Genomic DNA, 22,347 nt, shown 5'->3' on the forward strand with positions numbered 1-22,347 from the left:
ACGGGCTCAGAGGCTCCGCGCCTCGATGTCGCCGTACGCGGTGGTCGCCGTGATGGCGAGCTCGGCGTCGGCGCCCTTGGTGTTGTTGAGCGAGTTCTGCACGCGGCCGTAGGTGGTGCCTGCGTCGAGGGTGGCGGATGCCCCGCGCACGGCGCCGACCGACAGGTTGCCGGCCTGCGCGCTCAGCACGACCGAGCCGCGCACGGCCTCGGCGATGCGGATGTCGCCCTTCTGGGTGCTGATGTCGGCCGGACCGTTGAGGCGGCCGACCACGACGTCGCCGGCGAGGGCGGAGAGTCGAACGCTCGCCGCCTCGTCGATCTTGATCGTGCCGTTGGCGCCCTCGAACGCGACGTCGCCGAGGCGACCGACTCCGCGGAACTCGGCGGCGGCCGCCTTCGCCTCCACGCGGGAGCCGGCGGGCAGCTGCACCGTGACCTCGACGGATCCCGACGGGCCGAGGATCTGGTTGCCCGAGGGGGTCGCGATGCGCAGCACGCCGTCGCGGTAGTCGACCGTGGTCTCCTCGGCCATCTTCACGTCGCGGCTCTTCGAGGCGTTGGCGGGGCGGATCTCGACCGCGGTGTCGGCCCGGTCGGCGGCGATGACCTGCACGCGGCCGGCCGAGATGTCGAGCACGGCGGCGATCGGGGCGGGGGTGTCGAACTTCTGCATCATGATGATGATTCCTTTTCAGTCGGTGTTGCTTCAGTCGGTGTTTCTGATGTTGGTAACGCTACGTTGCGTTCACGAATTGCACAACACTGGAATTGCAATTGCTCGATGAAATCCCTGTTGAGATACGGTAAATCGTTGCAACGGTGCAGAATCTAATGCAATGTTCATCGCCCGTATCGTTGCAATGGATAGGGAACGAACGCCATACTGGAGCAAACCCGTCGACGAAGGAAGGCCGATATGCCGGGAGGCAGACTCACCCAGCACGAACGCCAGCAGATCTCGCTCGGCCTGGCCGACGACCTCGCGTACGCGGAGATCGCCAGGCGCCTCGACCGCCCGACCTCGACGATCACCCGCGAGGTGATGCGCAACGGCGGCCCGGCCGCCTACCGTGCGGATCTCGCACAGCGGGCGACGGAGCGTCGCACCCACCAGCGCAAGCCGACGGCACCGCGCGGCCAGCAGGCGCCCCCGCAGGCCCACGGCCGCAATGCGGAGGCCGTGCACGAGTACGAGGAGGCGTTCATCACGATCCTCATGCAGTCGGGGCTCCCCCGTATGGCGGCCTCGGTGCTGACCTGCCTCTACACCTCCGACGCCGGCAGCCTGAACGCGGCGGAGCTCGTGCAGCGGCTCCAGGTCAGCCCGGCCTCGGTCTCCAAGGCGGTCGCGCTGCTCGAGAACGTTGGCCTCGTTCGCCGGGTCGTCGAGGCGGGCCGCCGGGAGCGCTACTCCGCCGACAACGACGCCTGGTACCAGTCGATGCTCGCGGCAGCGCGCTCCAACGCCGAGCTCGCCGAGACCGCCCGGCGCGGCGTCAACGTGTTCGGACGCGACACCCCGGCCGGCAACCGGCTCCAGAACATGGCCCGCTTCGTGGACTTCGTCGCCGAGAGCATCGCCCGCGCGGCGGAACAGGCCAGGGACATCCTCTCGACGATGCCCGCCCCCTCGCAGGAGCCGACCGCGCGCGGCGGCGCCGAGTCACCCGGCGCATCGAGCTGACGCTGCACACGCCGTGGTTCGCGCTCGAACCGCACGATGCCCCGGCGCTCGTCTACCGGGCGCCCCGCTGCCGTTCTTCCGCGGGCGGGTCCGCACCTCGGTATACCCGGCCAATGGTTTCGGGTCAGGTCCGCTTGCGTCTCGCGATCTCGTCGGAGAGCTGCTGCACATGGGCGGGGTCCGCGTCCCGGGCAAGGGCGACGTAGTGGTCCATGACGGCCGGCCGGTAGCGCACGGGCATCGTCTGTCCTGGGGCGAGTCGGGTGAGCTCGGTGATCGTGAGGGTTTCGTCTGCGATTCCGCGGAACGTGATGCCGTCGGCGGTCTCCACGTCGAACATCATGATCAAGCGGGGGTTGCTGTTGAGCTCTCGCCAGTCGACGAGTACACCGAGCGCAAGCGCCCCCGTGCGCAGTTCCGCATTGCTCCTGCCTGCAGGGTGGACGCCCGGGAAGTCGGGCCCGACGCCGAGCGATTCCCGACTCAGGTCGGGCCTGATCTGCTCCATCAGATCCTCGAGCTTGAGCTTCTTCGTCTTCTTCTTCGAACCGAAACCGAACATCCTGACCCCTCCATCTCACCGATGCCGGAATCTCGGCCTGGCGCTTCGTCGTCGCCGCGATTGTACGTCACGGCCATGCCCGACCACCGTCGCATCGCCCCGTCCCGATGGGGTCGCCGTCTGCGGTCGCGGACGGGCTCGGTCGGTGCACCTGTCTGTCGGACGAGCCACGTCCGCACGCCGACAGGAGGACCAAGCCGTGATCGATGTCGTACTTCGGTACCGCTTCTCGCCTCGACTCAGCCGCGGGCGTTCTCGAGGTGCGGCGCCCCGTGGCTCAGCACCTTCACCACGAGGTTGTGCCGGGCGAGCGTTCGGATCGTGCGCGTGACCTCGTCGCGGTCCTGGCCGAGTGCGCGCTCGTTGGCCACCACGAGCACGTCGCCGGCCCGCAGGGTGCCGAACAGGCGGCCGAGCCGCTGCTCCCAGGTCTCGGGCGCCTCGGCGGCCGGGTGCTTGAAGTCGAGGATCGCGACGCCGAAGTCGGCGAGGTCGTTCCGCTGCTCCACGACCGAGGGCATGTCGTCGCGCGCGACGACGAGCCCGACGAGGCGTGCACCCTCGGGGCGCGCCTTCCACCAGTCGTGGTTGCGCTGCAGCTCCTCGAAGCACTCGGGGCAGCCGAGGGCGTGGTGCCCGGGGCCGTGCGGCGCAGGCGCGGCATCCGGCGCCGACGTCGCCGGCGATGCATCCGTCGTCGAATCTGATCTCTGCGCACCCATATGCCGCACCCCTTTTGCCTCGACTCCCATTCTCGCGGTGATCGGCGCTGGGCGCACGTCGCCGAGCCCTGCAGCTGCCCCGCAGCCTCAGCGGCCGGTCGGCGTGAGGCGGATGACCGGGATCTGCCGGTCCGTGATGCGCTCGTACCTGGCGAACCCCCGCGCCTGCGCGGTGATCCACCGCCACGCGGCTTCGCGCTCGGCGCCGTGCAGCTGCTCGGGCGTGACGTCGATGCGCTGCCCCGCGAACTCGATGCGCACCCGGTCGGGGTGGGCGGCGAGGTTGTAGTACCAGGAGGGGTTCCGGGGGGCGCCATCCGCCGACGCCACGATCAGCCGAGTGCCGTCATCCGCGAGGAAGCAGCGCACGGGAGTCATCCGCTCGATGCCGGTCCGCTTGCCGATCGTGACCAGCACGAGCTTGTCGCCGCGCCGGGCGCCCTTCCGGCGGATGCTCTCCACCATGCGCTGATTGCCCCACCGCTCGAGCCGGCTGCGTCCCGGCTGGCGGGCCCCTCTCGTGCCGTTCCGCGTATCGAAGCTCATGTCGACGCCTCCGTGCCGTCGCTCTGCAGGAACGCGAGCACCGCGGCGACCCGCCGGTGCACGCCCGTCTCAGGCAGTCGCAGTTTCGTGAAGATCGCGTTCACGTGCTTCTCGACCGTCGAGGTCGACAGGAAGAGCGCCTGCTCGATGCCCGCGTTCGTCTTGCCCGCCGCCATCTCGCGCAGCACGTCGAGCTCGCGCGGCGACAGCGTGGCGAGCGGACTCGACGCCCCGGCGGCGCTCCGACGGCGCACGAGCGTGTCGACGATCTGCGGGTCGATCACCGAACCGCCGACCCGTACCTCGTGCAGGGCGTGCACGAGGTCCTCGAGGTCGCCGATGCGGTCCTTCAGCAGGTAGCCGAGGCCCGCCGAGCCGTCGGCGAACAGCGCGAGGGCGTAGCTTTCGTCGGCATGCTGCGAGAGCACGACCACCCCGGTCGACGGCGACGAGGCGCGAATCGCGTGCGCCGCCTCGATGCCCTCCATGTGGTGACCCGGCGGCATGCGGATGTCGGTGAGCACCGCGTGCGGCGCGAGCCGGCGCACCGCGTCGAGCAGTTCGGTGCCGTTGCCGACCGCGGCGACCACGTCGACCTCGCCCGAGTCCTCGAGCAGGCGCCGCACACCCTCGCGTACGAGGTAGTTGTCCTCGGCGATCACGACGCGCAGCACGCCAGGGTCATCCAACTGGCGCCTCCTCCCGAGCGGATGCCGCGGGGCCCACGCCGTCGAGCGGCAGCTCGACGAGCACGACCGTGCCCGACGGCTCGTTCGGCGAGACGTGCACCGTGCCCCGCAGCGCGGCGACCCGGTCGCGGATGTTCGCGAGGCCGCCGTGCGAGCCCGAGGCGGCCGGGCCGATGCCGCATCCGTCGTCGCTGATCGCGATGCGCAGGTGCCCGTCGCTGCGCACGAGCCCGACCGATGCGTGCGTCGCGTTCGCGTGCTTCGCGGTGTTCGCGAGCGCCTCGCGCACCACGTAGTAGGCGGTCGTCTCGACGTCGTCGGGGAACCGCTCGGCCCGCACCCGGTCGTTCGCCTCGACCGTGAGCGGAATGGGGAACCGCGCGACGCCCGATTCGACGGCGGCCACGAGCCCGTTGTCGCTCAGCACGGGCGGGTGGATACCCCGGGCGAGCTCGCGCAGGTCGGTGAGCGTCTCTCGGGCCTGGTCCTGCAGCTCCTCGAGCTCCGCCGCAGTGAGCTCGCCGCGCTGCAGCCGGTTGCGGGCGAGACGGAGCCCCGCGATCTGGGCCACGACGTCCTGCTGAATCCCGTCGTGCAGGTCGCGCTCGAGGCGCCGGCGCTCGTCGTCCTGCACGGCGACGAGCCGCTCGCGCGAGGCGGTCAGCTCGTCGAGCTGCTCGGCCAGCTGCGCCGTCAGCAGCACGTTTGCGACGGATGCCGCGGCCTGGCCCGCCACTGTGCGCAGCATCGTGCGCTCGGCGTCGGTGTACTCGCCGCGATGCCGGTGCCCGAGCTCGATGCGCCCGAGCGTCTCGTCGCCGTGCAGCAGATCGCACGACTCGACGGGTTCGGGCTCGTCGCCGTCGACGCCGGACACGTCGGCCGCAGCGCCTGCGACTCCCATGGGCACCGCAGCGAGCGCTCCATCACGCGACGCGATGCGGATGCGCACCCACGAGGCGTCGAGCCCCTCGCGCACCGCCTCGGCGAGTCGGTTGAGCAGTTCCCGCGGCTCGCCTGCGCGCTCGAGCTGCGCGCCGAGTTCGCTGAGCATGGTCAGCTGGCGTTCTCGGTCGCCGAACACGGCGCGGTGGATCCAACGCTGCATCCACGTGCGCACCGGCAGCAGTGCCACGGCGGCCATCGTCGTGATGAGGATCGCGGGAACGACGCGGAGCCGGTCGGAGAGCAGCACCGCCGGCATCGCGACACCCGCCGCGTACACGACCGTGATGAGCAGGTTCGACGAACGCGCCACCATGCGTCCCCGATCGTCGGGCGCGATGTCGAACGCCCCGGACCGGAAGATGCCGTGCACGGCCGCGACCGGCAGCGCGAGGAGCGACCCGTAGACGAACACCTCGATGAGCCAGTTTCCGGGCAGGAACGTCCACAGCACGAAGGCCACCAGGGCCAACGCGACCGTCAGGCCCATCACCCGCGTGCGGGCCCGCACCTCGGGGGTGCCGAAGATCGCACGGGAGCCGAGCACCGCCACCCCGAGCGCGGCGGCCACCCACGCCTGCACCACGAGCAGCTCCACCACCGGCGCCGCCCACTCGAGCCACGGCACCGCGAACGGGTTGGTGATCGCATCGCCGCTGATGCCGATGTACTGCGACATCACGACGTGCGGCGTCGTGAGGAGCGTGAGCGGCCCGACGAGCAGCGGAGTCCAGAGGAACGCGACGGCAACGCGCTGCCACCGGTGCTCGACCACCCCGGTCGGGAACGTCGCGAACACGACCAGCAGCGCCGAGGTCGCGGCGGCATCGGCGGTGAGGCCGATCACGTTGAAGAGCGGGAACCACGGCTCGACCATGATCTCGATGTTGCGCGCCACGAACGTCTCGTACGCCGACCCGACGAGCATCGCCGTGGAGGCGAGGGCGACGAGCACGGCGGTGCGCGACGACGACACGGTGAGCAGCCACATGCCGAGCACGAACAGCGGCAGCGCGCCGAGCAGCGGCCAGGCGAGTCCGTGATCGGCGTCGCCCTCGATGAAGCCCCGAACGACGACGAGGTACACCAGCGCCGCGACCCCGATCGGGCCGAGCGTCGCAAGGCACACCCACCTGCGGACCACGATTCCATCGTCCTCCTGTCGGGCGCTTCGCGGGAGAGGGCCTGCCCCGACGTCCCTTAGCAGCTGGCCCCCATCCGCCATGCCCGCTGGCCGCCATGCGGTGTCCGGTCACCCGCGTTCCGGCGACGCCGCTGCCCCGCGACGGTGGGAGGCGAGCGGATGCCGCGTCCGACGGCCCGCACGAACAGGGAGGCACATCATGCGCAGGTTCTACTCGGGACTGGCCTGGGCGATCGCCGCAGGCGTCGTCGTGCAGGCGGCCGCCATCGCGTTCGCGTTCGGCGGCGTGCTCAACCGCGTGTCGGAGGGCGACGTCATCGACAAGGCGCTGCTCGAGAGCGGCGGGGCCGGCGGCACCGGCGAACTCGGCTTCTGGATCCACGCGATCGGCGGCGCAGCGATGCTGCCGCTCCTCGCGGCCGTGCTGCTCGTCATCTCCTTCTTCGTGCGGGCGAAGGGCGCGCGCCTCTGGGCGACGCTCACCCTCGCGCTCATCGTGCTGCAGGTCGTACTCGGATTCTCGCTCACGGACCTGCCCTACCTCGGGCTGATCCACGGCGCGAACGCGCTCGCCGTGGTCGCAGCCGCCGTCATCGCGGCGATGCGGGTGCGGCGGACGCCGACGCCACCCGCCGAAGCAGGCACCCGCACCGACACCGAGGAGGCGACCTCGAATGCCGTCTCGGCGTGAGCTCTTCCGGTGCGGGGTCGTCGGCGTCGCGGTCACGATCGCGCTCGGCGCCGGCGCGCTGGCCTGGAGCTCCACGCTGCTCGGCGAATACTCGGTCATGACGATGGGCGGCGGGCACGGTGACACCGGCGCGTCCGGACACGGCGGGCACGCGGCCGGCGGGAATGGCGCGGCCGAGGCATCCGGAGCCGCCGGAGCCGCCGCCGCAGTGAGCGTGACGTCGCTCATCGCCGACCCCGATCGCCCCGCCGACGTGCGGGTCGAACTCGTCGCCCGCGAGGGCACGGTCGAGGTGCCGGGCGGGCGGTCGATCGAGGGATACACGGTGAACAGCACCTCGCCGGGGCCCGAGATCCGCGCCCGGCAGGGCGACCTCGTCGAGGTCGAGTTCGTCAACGAGTCGGTGGCCGACGGCGCCACCCTGCACTGGCACGGCATCGACGTGCCGAACGCCGCCGACGGCGTCGCCGGCATCACGCAGGACGCCGTGCCGGTCGGCGGCCGTCACGTCTACCGGTTCGAGGCGACGGATGCCGGCACGTACTGGTACCACTCGCACCAGGTCTCGCATGTGCAGGTCGAACGCGGCCTGCTCGGCGCGATCGTGATCGAGCCGGCTGCGGCATCCGGATCGTCGAGCGATGCGGCGGCGCGCGACGTCACCGCGCTGCTGCACGTCTACGGCGGCCAGCACACCCTCAACGGCCGCGTGGCCGACGAGCGCGTCGATGCCGAGCCCGGCGAGACGGTGCGCGTGCGCGTCATCAACACCGACCAGGGCACCGCCTCGGTGTGGTCGGGCGAGCCGTTCCGCGTCGTCGCGATCGACGGGCAGGAGGTGAACCGACCGACGGACGTCGAGGAGCAGCGGGTGCTCATCCCCGCCGGCGGGCGAGCGGATGTCGCGGTGCAGGCGCCTGCGGCGGGCGAGGCCGTGCGCCTGCACGTGGGCGGCGCCCGGAGCATGCTCATCGGCGACGACTCGGCGCCGGAGGCATCCGCCCCGCCCGTGCGGCAGCCGAAGCAGACCCTCGACCTGCTCGCGTACGGCACACCGACGCCGCTGCCGTTCGACGCCTCGGCGCCCGACCGCTCCTACGACTACGTGATCGCACGCCGCTTCGGCATCATCGACGGCCGGCCCGGCAACTTCTGGACCATCAACGGCCGCATGTTCCCCGACGTGCCCATGTTCGACGTGGCCGAGGGCGACGTCGTGGTGATGCACCTCCGCAACGACTCGGGCGACGTGCACCCCATGCACCTGCACGGTCACCACGTCGTGGTGCTCGCACGCGACGGCGTCGCGGCATCCGGCAGCCCATGGGTGGTGGACTCGCTCGACGTCCACCCCGGCGAGTCCTACGACATCGCGTTCGTCGCCGACAATCCTGGCATCTGGAGCGACCACTGCCACACCCTCCCCCACGCCGTCGACGGCCTCGTCGCCCACGTCATGTACGAGGGCGTCACGACGCCGTTCACGATCAACGGCGACGCGGGCAATCGTCCGGAGTGACGGGGCGACGACCACCGGCCCGGCCCTTCGAAGAGCGTCACGGCGCATCGCACCGGCGCGCTTGCCCGACGACATCGTGGCTGCCACGATGACAGCACGACTCGAATCCGGAGGCCACCGCATGCCCGAGACCATCGAACATCCGCCGAGTGCGAGCCTCTCGACCCTGCCCGGCGCCGCACTCCTGCTCCGGGTGCGCCGACTGCTCGTGCTCGGATTCGCGGCTTCGCTGTTCTACGGTTTCTTCACGCACGCCGGCAAGAGCTACTGCGCCGGCGGGTTCACGGGCGACGGCGGGTTCCTCGATGCCGAGGGGAAATCGACGGACGTCGCACCGCGGTGCATCACGCTGACCCTCGAACCCAGCTGGTTCGTCTACGCGGCGATCGTGCTCGCGGTGCTCATCGCGATCTCCCGAGTGCTCAAGCGCGCGGCGAGCGAGAGCGATGCGCTGCGCATCCTCGACCGCGCTGCGGTCTTCATCGGCATCATCGCCCCGGCCTCGATCGTGATCAGCCTGGTCTGGTTCTCGCTGATCCCGATCGACGAATGGGGCACCGGCACGTTCCTGTACCCGTTCCCGTTCGGCGCCGTCACGACCGACATCGCACCGATGACGAACGGCTGACACCGCGGGCGGCTTCATGGCCACCTCTCGCGACCCGGGCGGGGCGACGATCTACGTCATGGACCAGGCGATGGACGCCACTGCGGAGTAGGCCTCCCGATCCGGCGTTCAGCGCCAGCACGGATGCCGCCGCCGGAACGGCGGCGTAGGGTTCCGCGCATGAGCGACGACGAGGCGCCCCCGGCGAGCGCTACCGCAGAGCGCGCCCACCGCCAGGAGCGCTCCGATCGCCCGACCCCGAACACGTACCTGTTCGCACTCACCGACGGCGGCGGCACGGTGCCGCCCGAGCTCGGTGTCGCCCGTCGGCTCGTCGAGCGCGGGCACCGCGTCACGCTGCTCGTCGACGAGTCGATGACCGACCAGGCCCGCCGCACGGGCGCCCGGGTTCGCCCGTGGACGTCGAGCCAGACCGAGACGCTACGGGATTGGGAGATGCGCACCCCGACGAGCCTTGCGCGCGGATTGGCCGAGGCCATGATCGCGGGCCCTGCGCCGGAGCAGGCGGTCGACACCGTCGCGGCGATCGACGAGTTCCGCCCGGGTCTCGTACTCACCTCGGCCTTCGCCGTCGGAGCCATGATCGCCGCCGAGGCCCGCGGAGTGCCGTTCGACGTGCTGATGCCCAACGTCTACGCCCTGCCTGCGAAGGGCATGCCGCCGTTCGGCGCCGGCCTCGCCCCCGCGCGCGGCCCGCTCGGCCGCGTGCGCGATCGGGCGTTCGGCGCCGCGGGCGTGCGGTTGTTCGACCGGTACACGCTGGCGCCGATCAACGCGGTCCGCGCCGCGCACGGCCTCGCGCCGATCGCGACGACGTGGAACCAGATGCAGCACGCGAGCCGGCAGCTCGTGCTCACCTCGTCGGCGTTCGACTTCCCGGCGGAGCTGCCCGCCAACGCCCGCTACGTCGGGCCCGTGCTCGATGATCCGTCGTGGGCCGCCGACGAGACCTGGACGCCGCACGACGGTGACGGCCCGCTCGTGCTCGTGGCCATGTCGTCGACGTTCCAGAACCACGTCGAGTGCCTGCAACGCATCACGGACGCGCTCGGCGAACTGCCCGTGCGCGGGGTCGTCACCACGGGGCCGGCCCTGCGGCCCGACGCGATCCGGGCGCCGGCGAACGTGAGCGTGGTGGCATCCGCCCCGCATCGCCTCGTGATGCAGGAGGCGAGCGTCGTCGTCACGCACGGCGGCCACGGCACCGTTATCAAGGCGCTCGCCGCCGGCCTGCCGCTCGTGATCCTGCACCACGGCCGGGATCAGGCCGACAACGCCGTACGGGTCACGGCACGGGGCGCGGGCATCGCGGTGCCGCGACGCGCGCCGTCGCGCCGGATCGCCGCGGCCGTCGCCGAGGTGCTCGGCGATGACCGCTACCGCCAGGCCGCGGCGAAGCTCGGCGAAGCGGTGGCGCGGGATGCCGCGGGCACGGCGCTGGTCGACGAGCTCGAGGGCCCGGCGTGGGATCAGGCGTCGTCGACGATCACGTAGAGCTTGCGCACCGTCTCGTGCACGACCCAGGCCCCGCGCCATCCGCTCGGCATGACGAGGGTGTCGCCGGCGCCGAGCGAGACGGGCTGGTCCATGGTTCCCCCGGTCATGTCAGCGCCCGGCCACGAGGTCGGCGACGTGGGCGATCGGCGACGTGGTCGCGCGTCCGCGCAGTTCGGCCCGGTCGGCGGCGTGGTAGGCCCCGTAGATGGCCTGCACCGCGAGCCAGCGCAGCGGCTCGATCTCCCACTTTCGAGCTCGGTGGCCGACCCACGGCAGCCGGGTGAGCTCGGTGTCGCGTTCGAGCACGAGGTCGCGCAGGGTGCGTCCCGCGAGGTTCGTCGCGGTCACGCCGGTGCCGACGTAGCCGCCGGCCCAGCCGAGTCCGGTCGCGCGATCGACGCCGACGGTCGCCGCCCAGTCGCGCGGCACGCCGAGCACTCCCGACCAGGCGTGATCGATCGCGGCATCCGCTGCTGCAGGGAAGAAGCGCGCGAGCAGCGCGCCGAGGCTGTCGATGGTGGCCTGCTGGGTGCGGCCGTCCTGGTCGACGCGAGAACCGTAGCGATAGGGCACGCCGCGGCCGCCGAACGCGATGCGGTCGTCGGCGGTGCGCTGCGCGTACATGTAGACATGCGCCAGGTCGCCGAGCACCTCACGGCCGTTCCAGCCGATCTCGTCCCACACGGATGCCGCGAGCGGCTCGGTCACGATGAGCGACGAGTTCATCGGCAGCCACGTCCGGTGCTCGCCGCGCAGGTCGGGCGTGAAGCCCTCGGTGGCGCGCAGCACGTGGGCGGCCCGCACGGTGCCGTGCTCGGTGCGTGCTTCGCCTGGGCGGATCTCGGTGACCGTGGTGCCCTCGTAGATCGTCACGCCGAGTCGCTCGACCGCGTCGGCGAGGCCGAGGGCGAGCTTCGCGGGGTGCACCCGTGCGCAGTGCGGATGCCAGGCGGCGCCGAGGAGGCCCGCGACGTTCACCCGGGCGGCCGCCTGCTTCGCGTCGAGGAGTTCGACGTCGGTCGCCGGCCACGACTGCTCGGCGGCGGCGTAGGACTTCAGCCGGGCGAGCTGCGCCGGCGTGTAGGCGACCTCGAGTTCGCCGCCCTTGTGCAGGTCGGCGTCGATGCCCTCGGCGGCCGCGACGGCGATGACCTCGTCGACTGTCGCGTTGAGCGCCAGCTGCTGCGCGATCGCCGCGTCGCGGCCATGCGTCTTCACGTACTGCTCGCGACCGCCGGTGACCGAGTTGGTGAGCCATCCGCCGTTCCGGCCCGAGGCGCCGTAGCCGGCGAATCGCCGCTCGAGCACGACGACCCGCAGGTCAGGCTGGTCGCGCTTCAGGTAGTACGCCGCCCAGAGTCCGGTGTAGCCGGCACCGACGATCGCGACGTCGACGTCGAGATCGCCGGGCAGGGCAGGGCGTTGCGTCGGCAGCCCGAGCTGCTGCAGCCAGAACGAGACTCCGCCGTTCGCGGTCATGCGTGTTCCTCTCCGGTGACTGAGATATCGGCGTGTTTTACAACAACGTTTTGAAACGTAGCGGCGAAGCTGGCAGGCTGTCAACCGAGAGAGGGAGGGCACCGTGCCGATCGACGTCGACACCGACGAACGCCTCGCCGACATCGCACGCGCGACCGTCGACGTCGCCCGTGAGCGCGGCACCCGTGCCGTGACGCTGCGCGCCGTCGCTCTTCGCCTCGGCCGATCGACCGCATACATCACGAACTTCGTGCCCTCGCGCGCCCACCTCATGGCGAACGCCCTCGACCATGCCCGCACCAACTGGGACGTCGAGCGCCTCGAACACCTCGGCGACCTCGTCGGCGTCGAACGCCTCGCGGCGCTCGCCCGGTGGATGTGCACCTCCTCCCCCGAGGAGAACGTGCTGCGCAGCCTCTGGATCGAGGTCATCGCCGACGTGCGCGGCGCGAACGAGCGCGCCTACCAGGTCGTGCGCCGGGTGACGGATGCCACCTACGACAAGTTCCTCGCCGGCGCCGAGCACGTCGAGCGCGACGGGGCATCCGTCGATCTCGACACGGCCGCGCACATCGCCGACATCCTCTACCTCTACTGCCGCGGCTACGACGTCAAGGCCGTCGAGGATCCGGCCGCGTGGACGGATGCGCGCGTGCAGGCCTCGCTCGAGGTGCTGCTGCGCACGCTCGTGTTCGACACGAAGCCGATCGGGTAGCGAGCGTCAGCGAGCGTATCGAGATCCTCTGGCGCACGCGCCCCACTTTCGGAAGCCGTCTTCGCCGAGCGCCTCGATCGTCGGGCGCGACTCAGCCGATGAGATACACGAGACCTTCACCTCGCTCTGCGAGGGATCGCGTGAAGTCTCGAGCATCTGCCATGTATGACCGCACGTAATCCGTCGCCCCGTCGAAGCGGCAATCGATCGAAGTCCACTCGGCGTCTGCGAGCACGGCATCGAGGTCGGCAGCGATCTCGGCGACCTGGTCGGGATCGAGGACGCGCCGGAATCCGATCCATCCGAGATCGACGAAGGTCACCTCACCTCGTACCAACTCGGCGGCGGGTCGTTCGAGCGGAGAATCGACGCCGAACTCCCCTTGAAGGCAGCCCCAGCACTTGTCCAGATAGAGCATCCGGGGCCGTCGCTCGGACGCACCCCAAGCGTCCATGAGCGGATCGGTACCCAGATAGAGGTCTGGGTCGCGTTTCGCGTCGTCGATGTCGCCCGACGCGACCGGATAGGCGTAATAGCGGATTCCCATGCCCGTAGCGTCGCACCGGGCAGGCACGAACTCCCGCATCGGATCGGGCCGGAGGCCATGACCCTCTCTCGCTCACATGTGGAGGACGAGTGACTGCATCGACGATCCGCATCGGGCGCCGGGTGAGTCGACGTCAGCGACGCCGGTCGCGCGCAATCCATGCTGCGGCACGACGAACCTGCGGCATCGAGATGCCGGTGGCGCTGGAGGCGACTCCCCCTCCACAGGCGACGGGCTGGTGAAGTTATTCACAGGCTGATCTGCGGTTTCGTGCCACGCGTGAATGTCGGTGGGTGGCGGCAGGATTGAGTCATGAACGGAATCGTCGATGCGCTCGACGAGGTGCGATCCTCGCTCCTCGACGTGGTGCGCGTCGAGGAGCCCGCCGGCTGGTCCGACGATGAACTGCTCGCCGCGACCGCCGCGATCGAGGCGGTCGGTCGGGTGATCGACGCCCACCGCGTTGCGTGCGCCGGCGAGGTCGGCGAACGGTCGCGGGTCGAGCTGGGCGGCGAGCGGTTGTCGGTCCGCCGGGGTTGCCGCTCCGCCGCCGAGTTGCTCGAGCGGGTCACGCAGGTGTCGGGCGCCGAGTCTCGGCGGCGCATCGCGCTCGGCACCGCCACCCGACCGCGCCGGGGCCTGACCGGTGACCCGCTGCCGGCGCGCTTTCCCGCGGTCTCGGCGGCGCTGGCCGATGGTGAGCTCGGGGCGGATGCCGCGGGCACGATCGTGCGAGAGCTCGAACGCACCCGGCGGGTCGCCGACCCCGCCGACCTTCGCGCGGCCGAGCGCGAACTCGTCGCGGCGGCCGTTGCCTCAGGCGATGCCGCACCGGTGCGCTGCACCGCAGACGAACTCCGGGTCCAGGCGCAGATCTGGGCCGCGTTCCTCGACCAAGACGGGCCCGAGCCCGACGACGAACGCGCGATGCGGCGGCGAGGCTTTCGACTCGGCCGGGCGCGCGACGGTCTCATCCCGGTGACCGGCGAACTCCTGCCCGAGGTCGCAGCGGGGCTGCGACGGCTGTTCGACGCGCATCTCGCGCCACGATCAGGCGGCGGCTTCATGACCGCCGAAGAGCGCGCCGACGTCGAACGCAACGGTGAGCAGCGAACGGCCGACCAGCAGCGTCACGATGTCATGGCGGCGATCATCGCGACCGCCGCCCGCTCGGGGAGCGTTCGAGCTGCCGACCTCGAGACCGGGCACGGTGTGGCCCACGCCGACGGTGTCGAGATCCCGGTGTCGATTCGCGCGGCGAGGCAGCTGATGTGCACCGGCGGCACGCAGCAGGTCACCTTCGACGGCGGCCGCATCGTCCGGCTCGGCTCACCCGAGCGCTGCTTCACACCGCACCAGCCGGGCGATCACGCTCCGAGATGGTGGATGCCTCATCCCGGGGTGCAGTGTGCCCGCATCGTGGTGCGAGATCCACCACGTCATCCCCGACGCCGACGGCGGCCCCACCCACCCTGACAACGGAGTGCTGCTCTGCTGGTTCCATCACCGCACCCTCGAGACCTCGGGGTGGGGCATCCGCATGATCAGGGGCGCACCGCAGATCCGTCCGCCCGTCTGGCTCGACCCGGGCGGCCGATGGCGCCACTCCACGAAGTCGCCGACGAGGCTGACCGACCAGCTCGAACGAAGACCCGCCGCGGTCGCGTGACGGCACCGTCGTGCGCTCGCGCACGCACGCGGCGGGTCACGCCGTGAGCGCCGCCCCCGGGATCGCCGCCAGCAGTTCCCGCGTGTACGGGTCCTGCGGGTCGTCGAAGATCTGCTCGGGCGTGCCGCTCTCGACGATGCGGCCGCGCTGCATCACGTGCACCTCGTCGGAGATCATGCGCACGACCGCGAGGTCGTGGCTGATGAAGAGGTAGCTGAGGCCGAGGCGGGCCTGGAGGCCCGCGAGCAGTTCGAGGATCTGCGCCTGCACGAGCACGTCGAGCGCCGACACGGCCTCGTCGAGGACGACGAGTTCGGGCTCGAGCGCGAGGGCACGGGCGATCGCGACGCGCTGGCGCTGGCCGCCCGAGAGCTCGTGGGGCAGGCGCGAGGCCATCGCCACCGGCAGGGCGACCTGCTCGAGCAGCTCGGCGATGCGCTTGCGGCGACTCGCGGCGTTGCCGATGCGGTGCACCTTCAGCGGCTCGGCGATCGACTCCTCGACCGTGTACCGGGGGTCGAGCGAGGCGTACGGGTTCTGGAAGACGGGCTGCACCCGACGGCGGAAGGCGAAGAGCTCGCGGCGCTTCAGCTTGGTCAGGTCGGTGCCGTCGAAGGAGATGCGACCCGAGGTGATCTGCTCGAGCCCGAGCACGAGGTTCGCGGTCGTGGACTTGCCCGACCCCGACTCCCCCACGATCGAGACGGTCTTGCCGCGCGGGATCGTGAAGCTCACGCCGTCGACGGCGGTGAACGTCGTGGGCTCCCCAGCCTTCGGCGAGCGCAGGTGGAACTCCTTGCGCAGGTCGGTCACCTCGACGAGCGGACGCGCGTCGATATCGCCGCCGCGGATCGGCAGCGGTTCGCGACGCGAGGCGAGGCTCGGTGCTGCGGCGAGGAGCTGCTTCGTGTACTCGTGCTGCGGGTTCTCGAGCACCTCCTGCGAGGTGCCGGTCTCGACGATGCTGCCGCGGAACATCACGACGATGCGGTCAGCGCGCTCCGCTGCCAGCGCCAAGTCGTGCGTGATGAGGAACACCGCGGTGCCCATCTCGCCGGTCAACTGGTCGAGCTGGTCGAGAATGCGGCGCTGCACCGTGACGTCGAGGGCGGAGGTCGGCTCGTCGGCGATGAGCAGTCGCGGCTGGCACGCGAGCCCCATGGCGATGAGGGCGCGCTGGCGCATGCCGCCCGAGAACTCGTGCGGGTACTGCCGCGAGCGCTGCTCGGGGTCGGGGATGCCGACGAGCTCGAGCAGCTCGATCACCCGCGCACGCACGGTGTCGCCGGTGCCGTAGCCGTGCACCTCGAGCGCCTCGCCGATCTGCTCGCCGACCCGCATGAGCGGGTTGAGGTTCGACATCGGGTCCTGCGGCACGAGGCCGATGCCCGCACCGCGGAGCTTCACGAGTTCGTTCTCGCCGAGCTCGGTGATCTCCCGGCCCTCGAATCGGATGCTGCCCGCGGTGATGACGCCGTTCTCCGGCAGCAGCCGGTTGATCGCAGCGGCCGTGGTCGACTTGCCCGAACCCGACTCGCCCACGATCGCGACGGTCTCGCCCGCTGCGACGTCGATCGAGACGTCGTTGACGGCAGTGGTGAGCTCCCCGCCCGAGCGGAAGGCGATCGAGAGGCCGCTGATGCGGAGCACCGGTTCGTTCGTGGTCATGGTCGCGTTCACTCCTGTGTGCTGAGGATCGAGGCGAGCGCATCGAGCACGCGCTGCCAGTGGAAGTCGGTGGGCGCCGGCTCGGCCGCGAGCAGGCGGTTGCTCGCGAAGGCCACGGCGATGCCGCGCCCGGGCACGAAGCCCACGGCGCAGCCGGTGAATCCGGGGTGCCAGAGCAGCGGCATCCGCTCGCCCTGCACGATGAGTTCTCGGCGTCGCCAGCCGAGCGCCTGCTCGGGGTCGGGCCCGGCGGCGACGACGTCGGCCGTGACCTCGGGGTCCCAGAGCTCGGGCCGTTCGTCGGCACGGCTGAGCGCTGCCGCGATGTCGAGCACGTCGTCGATGGAGCCGAAGAGCCCCGCGTGCCCGGCGACGCCGCCGAACGCGTGGAAGCAGTTGCCGTCGTTGGCCTCGCCGTTCACGGGCCCGGTGCGCCAGGCGAAGCCGTCATCGGCCCACGAGACGGGGTACGGATGCCCCGTGGCGACCATGCGGCGTTCGGCCTCGTCGCCGTGCGAACTCGTCGCCGCCTCGCCCTGGACGGGCCCGTAGCCGAGCGAGCGGAGGCCGAGCGGTCGCACGACGAGCTCGCGTACGGCGGCGTCGAGCGGCAGGCCGGCTGCGGCCTCGACGATCCGGCCGAGGTGCATGAACCCGAGGTCGGAGTAGTGGCGCTCGCTGCGCGGGGCGTACCGGAGTGGGAGCGCATCGATCGTCGAGGAGGGATCGTGGCCGGGCGCGAGGTAGAGCGGCTGCCACTCCCAGAGCCCGGCTCGGTGCTGCAGGAGGTCGCGGATGCTCGTCGCGCCGTCACCGCCGAAGCTCGGCAGGAACCTCGTGGCGAGGTCGTCGAAGCCGAGCTCGCCCATCGAGGCGAGGCGGTGCAGCGCCGTGGTCGTGCCGACGACCTTGCTCACCGAGGCGAGGTCGTGCACCGTGCTGCGGCGCATCGTCACGGGGGCGGGATGCTCCGGCGCGGCGAGACCGGCGGCGGCGACCTGCCGCTCACCGTCGAGGTCGATGCCGATCACGCAGCCGGCAGGTGCAGCGCTGCCCGACGCGACGACTGCCTCGGCGGCGTCGAGGAGGGCTGCGTGCACGCTCATGCGAACACCTCGTACGTCCTGAGTCCGGCGAGCCGGGTCATGCCTGCCCCCGTCCACCACGGCGGAGGCGCAGCTCCGGCTCGCCGAACTCGGCCTGCGTGCGCGCTCCCCCGTCGGGCTGCCAGCCCCGGCCCCGGTAGAACGCGATCGACGGCGCATTCGCCGCGAAGACCCAGAGCGCGACCGACTCCGCGCCGCCCGCGCTCAGCGACTCGTACGCGGTGTCGAGCAGGCGCGTGCCGAGGCCGAGGCCGCGGGCGTCGGGCGAGACGTAGAGCGAATGCACCGCACCGCCGTCACCCTCCTGCTCTGGCGCGAAGCGGGTGACGCCCTGCACGAGGCCGTCGTGCTCGGCGACCAGCACCGCGCCATCCGTCGAGGCGAGCACCCGACTCCAGAGCGCCTGCGCACGGTCGTCCGTCATCGCCTCGATCGCTGCGGCCGGCAGCACGCCGACGTAGCTCTCACGCCAGCAGGCGAGGAAGACGGCGACGATCGCGTCGCGGTCGTCGCTCGTCGCAGGGCGAAGCGTCACGGACATGGTTCAGCGACCCGCCTCGAGCACGAGCGAGCGCAGGCGGTCGACCGGCTGCGGCAGCACGAGCGGGCCGTCGCCGGGCGTGATGGTGCCGAGGATGCGCGGAGCGCGAGCCCCGGTGCCGCCGGGAACGGTCGCCGGGATGCCGTGCAGGGTGCACCAGCCGATGAGCGCGAAGGCGATGGCCTCCTTGCTGTCGGCCGGAGCGCCGAGTTCGTCGGCGAGCACGACGTCGACCTCGGGCAGTGCCGCGCGGAGCCCGTCGAGGATCAGCGGATTGCGGCATCCGCCGCCCGAGACCGCGAGGAAGCCGATGCCGGCCGCCTGCACGTCGCGGGCGACCGTCTGCACCGTGAGTTCGGTGAGCGTACGCACCAGGTCGGCGACCTCGAGCGAGCGGCCGAGGCGGGCCTCTGCGTCGCGCACGTAGGCGAGGTGGAAGTGCTCCTTGCCCGTGCTCTTCGGCGCCGTCAGCGCGTAGTACGGGTCGGCGAGGAGCAGCGCGAGGAGCTCCTCGTCGACGGTACCGCCCGACGCGATGCGGGCGTCGTCGTCGTAGCCGAGGTCGTTCAGCGCCTCGTCGACCACGACGGCATCGACGAGCGCGTTCGACGGACCGATGTCGTAGGCCACGAGCGAGCCCTCGCCGACGACCGTCATGTTCGAGATGCCGCCGAGGTTCAGCGCGGCCGAGACGCCCGAGCGATCCCGGAGCAGCAGCTCGTCGAGGAAGGAGACGAGCGGGGCGCCGTGGCCGCCGGCGACGATGTCGCGGATGCGCACGTCCGAGACCACCGGCACGCCGAGGAGCTCGGCGATCCACGCGGGCTGGCCGATCTGGAGCGTGCCGAGCGCGTGCGCGCCGTCGACCCAGTGGTACACCGTCTGGCCGTGCGAGGTGACCGCGTCGACCCCGCCGACCGCGTCGCGGGCGGCGAGAGCGGCGTCGGCGAACGCCTGGCCGATGAGCGTGTCGAGCTCGCAGATCTCGGCGAGCGTCGTCGGCGCGGGAGGCAGGGCGGCGATCAGCCGCTCGCGCAGGGCCGGCGTATAGGAGGTGGTGGCGTCATGGAGCACGCGCCCCGAGAGCACGCCGTCGCGTTCGGCGAACTCGACCACGGCGACGTCGATGCCGTCGTGCGAGGTGCCGGAGATCATGCCGAGGACACGCATCATGCCCCTTCCATCGCGGGACGGAGCCTGCCGCCGGCGACGGCCAGCCGGGCCGCCGCCTCGGCCTGCGAGAGGCCGCGGGCGAGCACGAGCACCGCGGTCTTCACGTCGTAGTCGTTGCCCTCGAGCGTCGACTCCGCCTGCTGGCGCGGCACCCCGGCGATCTCGGCCACCATGCGCACGGCGCGGTCGCGGAGCTTGTGGTTCGTGGGTTTCAGGTCGACCATGAAGCTGCCGTAGGTCTTGCCCTGCTGCACCATCACGATCGTCGAGAACATGTTGAGCACGAGCTTCTGCGCCGTGCCGGCCTTCAGCCGAGTCGAGCCGGTCAGCACCTCGGGCCCGACGGCCACCTCGATCGGGAACTCGGCGGCCGCGCTCAGCGCCGTGTCGACGTTGCACGAGAGGCCGACCGTGAGGGCGCCGAGCGCGCGGGCGCGCTCGATGGCCGCGATCACGTACGGGGTGCGGCCGCTCGAGGCGATGCCGACGACCGTGTCGAGCGGGCCGATCTCCGCCGCGTCGATCGCCGAGGAGCCGGCTTCGGCGTCGTCTTCAGCGCCCTCGGTGGGGGTGACGATGGCGGATGCGCCACCGGCCATGATCGCGAAGACCAGCTCGGGCGGCGTGCTGAACGTCGGCGGGCACTCCGACGCGTCGACCACGGCGATGCGGCCCGGCGTGCCGGCGCCGACGTAGACGAGGCGCCCGCCACGCGACATCCGCTCGCTCGCGGCCTCGATCGCCGGAACGATCTGCGGCAGCGCGCGATGGACGGCGACGGGCACCGTGGCGTCGGCCTCGTTCATGGCCGCGGCGATCTCCGCGACGCTCATCCGGTCGAGCTCCGCGTAGCGCGGGTTGCTCGCCTCGGTGGCGAGGTTCGCCAGGTCGTCGTCGAGCGTGCTCATTTCTTTCCTCTGTTTCTGGGGTCGAGTGCGTCGCGCAGACCGTCTCCGAGGAGGTTCAGTCCGACGACGAGGAGGACGACGACCGCGCCGGGGGCGATCATGGTCCACGGCGCGATGCCGATCAGGGTGCGCGCCTCGAAGATCATGGAGCCGAGCGACGGGGCCGGCGGCGGGGTGCCGAGGCCGAGGAAGCTCAGGGATGCCTCGGTCAGCACCGCCCAGGAGAGCGACAGCGTGACCTGGACGATGATGATCGAGGTGATGTTCGGCAGCACGTGGCGGAACATCACCATCGAGCGGCTCTGCCCCGTGCTCGTCGCGGCCTTCACGTATTCGATCTCGCGGAGCGAGAGCACCGGCCCGCGGGTCACGCGGATGAAGATCGGCACGTACACGATCGCGATGGCCACGGCGATCGTGAACCAGTTGCGGTCGAAGACCGAGGCGAGCGACAGCGCGAGGAGCAGCGGCGGGAAGGCGAACAGCACGTTCGTCACGCCCGAGATCACGCCGTCCGACACACCACGGTAGAACCCGGCGACGAGGCCGCAGAACGTGCCGACGAGGGTGGCGAACGCCACGGCGACGAGCGAGATGAGTGCCGAGTTGGCGACGCCCGCTGCGACGCGCGAGAAGACGTCGCGGCCGAACTGGTCGGTGCCGAACCAGTGCTCGGCCGACGGCGGCTGCAGTCGGGCCGGCGGGTCCTGCGCGATCGGGTCGTAGGGCAGCAGGCCGAACGCCGAGAGCAGGCTGAGCACGCCCAGCACGATGACGATGATGAGGCCGACGAGGCCGCTCCGGCTGCGGAGGAGGAGGCGGACGCGCTCCATGGTCCGTCCGCCGCCGGGAGCGAGGGTCGCGGTCTGAGTGATGTCGGTCATGCGGCACGCACCCTCGGGTCGATCATGCGGTAGAGCACATCGGTCAGCAGGTTCACGATCACGAACGAGAGCGCGATGATCAGCACGGTGCTCTGCACGAGCGCGTACTCCTTCTGCTGGATGCCGAGCAGCACCTGTCGGCCGATGCCCGGCAGCGAGAAGATCTGCTCGACCACGACGGCACCGCCGAGCAGGTAGCCGAACTGCAGGCCCGTCATCGTGACGATCGGCACGAGTGCGTTGCCGAGCACGTGCTTGGCCTGGAGCCGGCGGGGCGGAACGCCCTTGGCCTTCGCCGTGCGGATGAAGTCGTTCGAGCGGATCTCGAGCACGGCGGTGCGCGTCGTGCGCATGATGGGGGCCGCGATGCCGAAGCCGAGCACGAGCGAGGGCAGCAGCATCTGCTGCAGGTTCAGCCACGGGTTGTCGAGGAAGTACGCGTAACCCTCGCCGTTGGGGTTGAACCCGAAGCTCGAGGCGAGCACCGCGAGAAGCGTCGTCGCGAGGAGGAACGCGGGGATCGAGAGACCGGCGAGGCCGACGACCTGCCCGAAGGCGTCACGGGGAGAGTCGGGCCTCGACGCCGAGAGCATGCCGAGCGGCACGCCGATGGCGAGTGCGAGCACGATCGAGAAGAGCGCCAGCTCGATGGTGACGGGCAGCGACTGCGCCGTCAGCTCGAGCACGCTCTGCTGCGCGCGGGCCGAGAAGCCGAGGTTGCCGGTGAAGATGTTGCCGAGCCAGCTGAAGAACTGCACGATGAGCGGCTGGTCGAGTCCGTAGTACGCCTCGAGCTGCTGTTGCTGAGCGGGCGTGAGGGCGGCGGCCTCGGTGCCGAGGCCGGCCGTGATCTGGTTGCCGGGGATCGCCCGCAACATGATGAAGACGAACACCGCCACGCCGAGCAGCGTCGCCACTGCGGCGAGGATGCGCCGGAGCACCGGGTTCCTGAAGAGTCGTCGAAGCATGGTCTTCCGTGGGTTGTGCCGAACGGCGCGGCGCATGTGTGGGGGCGCCGCGCCGTTCGG

24 protein-coding genes are annotated in these 22,347 nt (G+C 71.2%); 8 read left to right on the forward strand and 16 right to left on the reverse strand.

Translation table 11 applies throughout. From position 1 onward, the window contains the following. Positions 1–6: 6 nt before the first annotated feature. Positions 7–678, reverse strand: coding sequence for a DUF4097 family beta strand repeat-containing protein (locus tag ASE14_RS15450; RefSeq protein WP_235511432.1), 672 nt, complete (start codon positions 676–678; stop codon positions 7–9). Between the two features lie 240 nt (positions 679–918). On the opposite strand from ASE14_RS15450, the gene ASE14_RS15455 reads away from it, so the two are divergent. Further along, a complete protein-coding gene (locus tag ASE14_RS15455; protein WP_056656983.1) occupies positions 919–1,686 on the forward strand; it encodes a helix-turn-helix domain-containing protein in 768 nt (255 codons plus the stop codon). Positions 1,687–1,810: 124 nt separating this feature from the next. Here ASE14_RS15455 and ASE14_RS15460 read toward each other — a convergent pair whose 3' ends face one another. The 5 genes from ASE14_RS15460 to ASE14_RS15480 form a co-directional block, all read right to left on the reverse strand. Continuing rightward, the gene (locus ASE14_RS15460) at positions 1,811–2,248 is read right to left on the reverse strand and encodes a hypothetical protein (protein WP_056656986.1); all 438 of its coding nucleotides are present in this window, start codon (positions 2,246–2,248) and stop codon (positions 1,811–1,813) included. 239 nt (positions 2,249–2,487) lie between these two features. Continuing rightward, positions 2,488–2,970: a hypothetical protein gene (locus ASE14_RS15465; RefSeq protein WP_056656989.1), complete on the reverse strand. Its 483-nt coding sequence runs from the start codon at positions 2,968–2,970 to the stop codon at positions 2,488–2,490. An 87-nt stretch (positions 2,971–3,057) separates the two neighbouring features. Then, complete coding sequence (locus ASE14_RS15470; RefSeq protein ID WP_082600951.1) at positions 3,058–3,516, reverse strand: nitroreductase/quinone reductase family protein; 459 nt, start codon at positions 3,514–3,516, stop codon at positions 3,058–3,060. Beyond that, positions 3,513–4,205, reverse strand: a complete 693-nt coding sequence (locus ASE14_RS15475) for a response regulator transcription factor (RefSeq protein WP_235511433.1) — start codon at positions 4,203–4,205, stop codon at positions 3,513–3,515. The genes ASE14_RS15470 and ASE14_RS15475 overlap by 4 nt, the downstream gene beginning before the upstream one ends. Beyond that, complete coding sequence (locus tag ASE14_RS15480) at positions 4,198–6,294, reverse strand: sensor histidine kinase (protein WP_162257753.1); 2,097 nt, start codon at positions 6,292–6,294, stop codon at positions 4,198–4,200. The genes ASE14_RS15475 and ASE14_RS15480 overlap by 8 nt, the downstream gene beginning before the upstream one ends. Before the next feature lie 199 nt (positions 6,295–6,493). On the opposite strand from ASE14_RS15480, the gene ASE14_RS15485 reads away from it, so the two are divergent. From ASE14_RS15485 to ASE14_RS15500, 4 genes are all read left to right on the forward strand, one after another. Continuing rightward, the gene (locus ASE14_RS15485) at positions 6,494–6,985 is read left to right on the forward strand and encodes a hypothetical protein (protein ID WP_056657001.1); all 492 of its coding nucleotides are present in this window, start codon (positions 6,494–6,496) and stop codon (positions 6,983–6,985) included. Next, a complete protein-coding gene (locus ASE14_RS15490; RefSeq protein ID WP_056657004.1) occupies positions 6,969–8,504 on the forward strand; it encodes a multicopper oxidase family protein in 1,536 nt (511 codons plus the stop codon). Before ASE14_RS15485 ends, ASE14_RS15490 begins: the two co-directional genes overlap by 17 nt. A gap of 121 nt (positions 8,505–8,625) precedes the next feature. Next, positions 8,626–9,132 carry a hypothetical protein gene (locus tag ASE14_RS15495; RefSeq protein ID WP_157373042.1) on the forward strand — a complete coding sequence of 169 codons (507 nt, stop codon included), beginning with the start codon at positions 8,626–8,628 and terminating at the stop codon, positions 9,130–9,132. A gap of 159 nt (positions 9,133–9,291) precedes the next feature. Then, positions 9,292–10,626: a glycosyltransferase gene (locus tag ASE14_RS15500; RefSeq protein WP_082600953.1), complete on the forward strand. Its 1,335-nt coding sequence runs from the start codon at positions 9,292–9,294 to the stop codon at positions 10,624–10,626. Here the strand turns inward: ASE14_RS15500 and ASE14_RS20170 are convergent. Then, the gene (locus tag ASE14_RS20170; protein WP_082600954.1) at positions 10,602–10,736 is read right to left on the reverse strand and encodes a cupin domain-containing protein; all 135 of its coding nucleotides are present in this window, start codon (positions 10,734–10,736) and stop codon (positions 10,602–10,604) included. The two genes, ASE14_RS15500 and ASE14_RS20170, sit on opposite strands and share 25 nt — an antisense overlap. A 1-nt stretch (position 10,737) precedes the next feature. Further along, entirely contained in the window at positions 10,738–12,108 is a 1,371-nt protein-coding gene (locus tag ASE14_RS15505; protein ID WP_056657010.1) for an FAD-binding oxidoreductase, read from the reverse strand. Positions 12,109–12,211: 103 nt separating this feature from the next. Here ASE14_RS15505 and ASE14_RS15510 point away from each other — a divergent pair, with 103 nt between their 5' ends. Then, positions 12,212–12,823 (forward strand): hypothetical protein, encoded by a 612-nt coding sequence (locus ASE14_RS15510; protein WP_056657013.1) that lies wholly within the window; start codon positions 12,212–12,214, stop codon positions 12,821–12,823. 91 nt (positions 12,824–12,914) lie between these two features. Here ASE14_RS15510 and ASE14_RS20685 read toward each other — a convergent pair whose 3' ends face one another. After that, complete coding sequence (locus ASE14_RS20685) at positions 12,915–13,409, reverse strand: DUF1877 family protein (protein WP_157373043.1); 495 nt, start codon at positions 13,407–13,409, stop codon at positions 12,915–12,917. Positions 13,410–13,682: 273 nt separating this feature from the next. Between ASE14_RS20685 and ASE14_RS21020 the strand changes: the two genes are divergently transcribed. Continuing rightward, positions 13,683–14,846: a DUF222 domain-containing protein gene (locus ASE14_RS21020; RefSeq protein ID WP_056657019.1), complete on the forward strand. Its 1,164-nt coding sequence runs from the start codon at positions 13,683–13,685 to the stop codon at positions 14,844–14,846. Further along, a complete protein-coding gene (locus ASE14_RS21025) occupies positions 14,779–15,039 on the forward strand; it encodes an HNH endonuclease signature motif containing protein (protein WP_200953366.1) in 261 nt (86 codons plus the stop codon). The genes ASE14_RS21020 and ASE14_RS21025 overlap by 68 nt, the downstream gene beginning before the upstream one ends. A 36-nt stretch (positions 15,040–15,075) precedes the next feature. On the opposite strand, the gene ASE14_RS15530 is transcribed toward ASE14_RS21025, so the two are convergent. From ASE14_RS15530 to ASE14_RS15560, 7 genes are read right to left on the reverse strand one after another with little or no spacing between them, the layout of a single operon-like run. Further along, the gene (locus tag ASE14_RS15530) at positions 15,076–16,707 is read right to left on the reverse strand and encodes an ABC transporter ATP-binding protein (protein WP_056657706.1); all 1,632 of its coding nucleotides are present in this window, start codon (positions 16,705–16,707) and stop codon (positions 15,076–15,078) included. An 8-nt stretch (positions 16,708–16,715) separates the two neighbouring features. Beyond that, positions 16,716–17,813: a serine hydrolase gene (locus ASE14_RS15535; protein WP_056657025.1), complete on the reverse strand. Its 1,098-nt coding sequence runs from the start codon at positions 17,811–17,813 to the stop codon at positions 16,716–16,718. 37 nt (positions 17,814–17,850) lie between these two features. Further along, the gene (locus tag ASE14_RS15540) at positions 17,851–18,348 is read right to left on the reverse strand and encodes a GNAT family N-acetyltransferase (RefSeq protein ID WP_162257754.1); all 498 of its coding nucleotides are present in this window, start codon (positions 18,346–18,348) and stop codon (positions 17,851–17,853) included. Positions 18,349–18,357: 9 nt separating this feature from the next. Then, on the reverse strand, positions 18,358–19,527 hold the full coding sequence (locus tag ASE14_RS15545; RefSeq protein WP_235511434.1) for an anhydro-N-acetylmuramic acid kinase: 1,170 nt from the start codon (positions 19,525–19,527) through the stop codon (positions 18,358–18,360). Beyond that, positions 19,524–20,435, reverse strand: coding sequence for an N-acetylmuramic acid 6-phosphate etherase (murQ, locus tag ASE14_RS15550; RefSeq protein ID WP_056657030.1), 912 nt, complete (start codon positions 20,433–20,435; stop codon positions 19,524–19,526). The genes ASE14_RS15545 and murQ overlap by 4 nt, the downstream gene beginning before the upstream one ends. Beyond that, positions 20,432–21,319 (reverse strand): ABC transporter permease, encoded by an 888-nt coding sequence (locus ASE14_RS15555; protein ID WP_082600957.1) that lies wholly within the window; start codon positions 21,317–21,319, stop codon positions 20,432–20,434. The genes murQ and ASE14_RS15555 overlap by 4 nt, the downstream gene beginning before the upstream one ends. After that, positions 21,316–22,287, reverse strand: coding sequence for an ABC transporter permease (locus ASE14_RS15560; protein ID WP_056657714.1), 972 nt, complete (start codon positions 22,285–22,287; stop codon positions 21,316–21,318). Before ASE14_RS15560 ends, ASE14_RS15555 begins: the two co-directional genes overlap by 4 nt. Positions 22,288–22,347 lie beyond the last annotated feature (60 nt).

The organism is Agromyces sp. Root81 (assembly GCF_001429165.1).
In the GTDB taxonomy this organism is placed as follows: domain Bacteria; phylum Actinomycetota; class Actinomycetes; order Actinomycetales; family Microbacteriaceae; genus Agromyces.

Coding starts and splice junctions, on each gene's coding strand:
- ASE14_RS15450 (WP_235511432.1), bottom strand. CDS start 678: ATGATGCAGAAGTTCGACACCCCCGCCCCGATCGCCGCCGTGCTCGAC.
- ASE14_RS15455 (WP_056656983.1), top strand. CDS start 919: ATGCCGGGAGGCAGACTCACCCAGCACGAACGCCAGCAGATCTCGCTC.
- ASE14_RS15460 (WP_056656986.1), bottom strand. CDS start 2,248: ATGTTCGGTTTCGGTTCGAAGAAGAAGACGAAGAAGCTCAAGCTCGAG.
- ASE14_RS15465 (WP_056656989.1), bottom strand. CDS start 2,970: ATGGGTGCGCAGAGATCAGATTCGACGACGGATGCATCGCCGGCGACG.
- ASE14_RS15470 (WP_082600951.1), bottom strand. CDS start 3,516: ATGAGCTTCGATACGCGGAACGGCACGAGAGGGGCCCGCCAGCCGGGA.
- ASE14_RS15485 (WP_056657001.1), top strand. CDS start 6,494: ATGCGCAGGTTCTACTCGGGACTGGCCTGGGCGATCGCCGCAGGCGTC.
- ASE14_RS15490 (WP_056657004.1), top strand. CDS start 6,969: ATGCCGTCTCGGCGTGAGCTCTTCCGGTGCGGGGTCGTCGGCGTCGCG.
- ASE14_RS15495 (WP_157373042.1), top strand. CDS start 8,626: ATGCCCGAGACCATCGAACATCCGCCGAGTGCGAGCCTCTCGACCCTG.
- ASE14_RS15500 (WP_082600953.1), top strand. CDS start 9,292: ATGAGCGACGACGAGGCGCCCCCGGCGAGCGCTACCGCAGAGCGCGCC.
- ASE14_RS20170 (WP_082600954.1), bottom strand. CDS start 10,736: ATGACCGGGGGAACCATGGACCAGCCCGTCTCGCTCGGCGCCGGCGAC.
- ASE14_RS15505 (WP_056657010.1), bottom strand. CDS start 12,108: ATGACCGCGAACGGCGGAGTCTCGTTCTGGCTGCAGCAGCTCGGGCTG.
- ASE14_RS20685 (WP_157373043.1), bottom strand. CDS start 13,409: ATGCGGGAGTTCGTGCCTGCCCGGTGCGACGCTACGGGCATGGGAATC.
- ASE14_RS21020 (WP_056657019.1), top strand. CDS start 13,683: ATGAACGGAATCGTCGATGCGCTCGACGAGGTGCGATCCTCGCTCCTC.
- ASE14_RS15530 (WP_056657706.1), bottom strand. CDS start 16,707: ATGACCACGAACGAACCGGTGCTCCGCATCAGCGGCCTCTCGATCGCC.
- ASE14_RS15535 (WP_056657025.1), bottom strand. CDS start 17,813: ATGAGCGTGCACGCAGCCCTCCTCGACGCCGCCGAGGCAGTCGTCGCG.
- ASE14_RS15545 (WP_235511434.1), bottom strand. CDS start 19,527: ATGATGCGTGTCCTCGGCATGATCTCCGGCACCTCGCACGACGGCATC.
- murQ (WP_056657030.1), bottom strand. CDS start 20,435: ATGAGCACGCTCGACGACGACCTGGCGAACCTCGCCACCGAGGCGAGC.
- ASE14_RS15555 (WP_082600957.1), bottom strand. CDS start 21,319: ATGACCGACATCACTCAGACCGCGACCCTCGCTCCCGGCGGCGGACGG.
- ASE14_RS15560 (WP_056657714.1), bottom strand. CDS start 22,287: ATGCTTCGACGACTCTTCAGGAACCCGGTGCTCCGGCGCATCCTCGCC.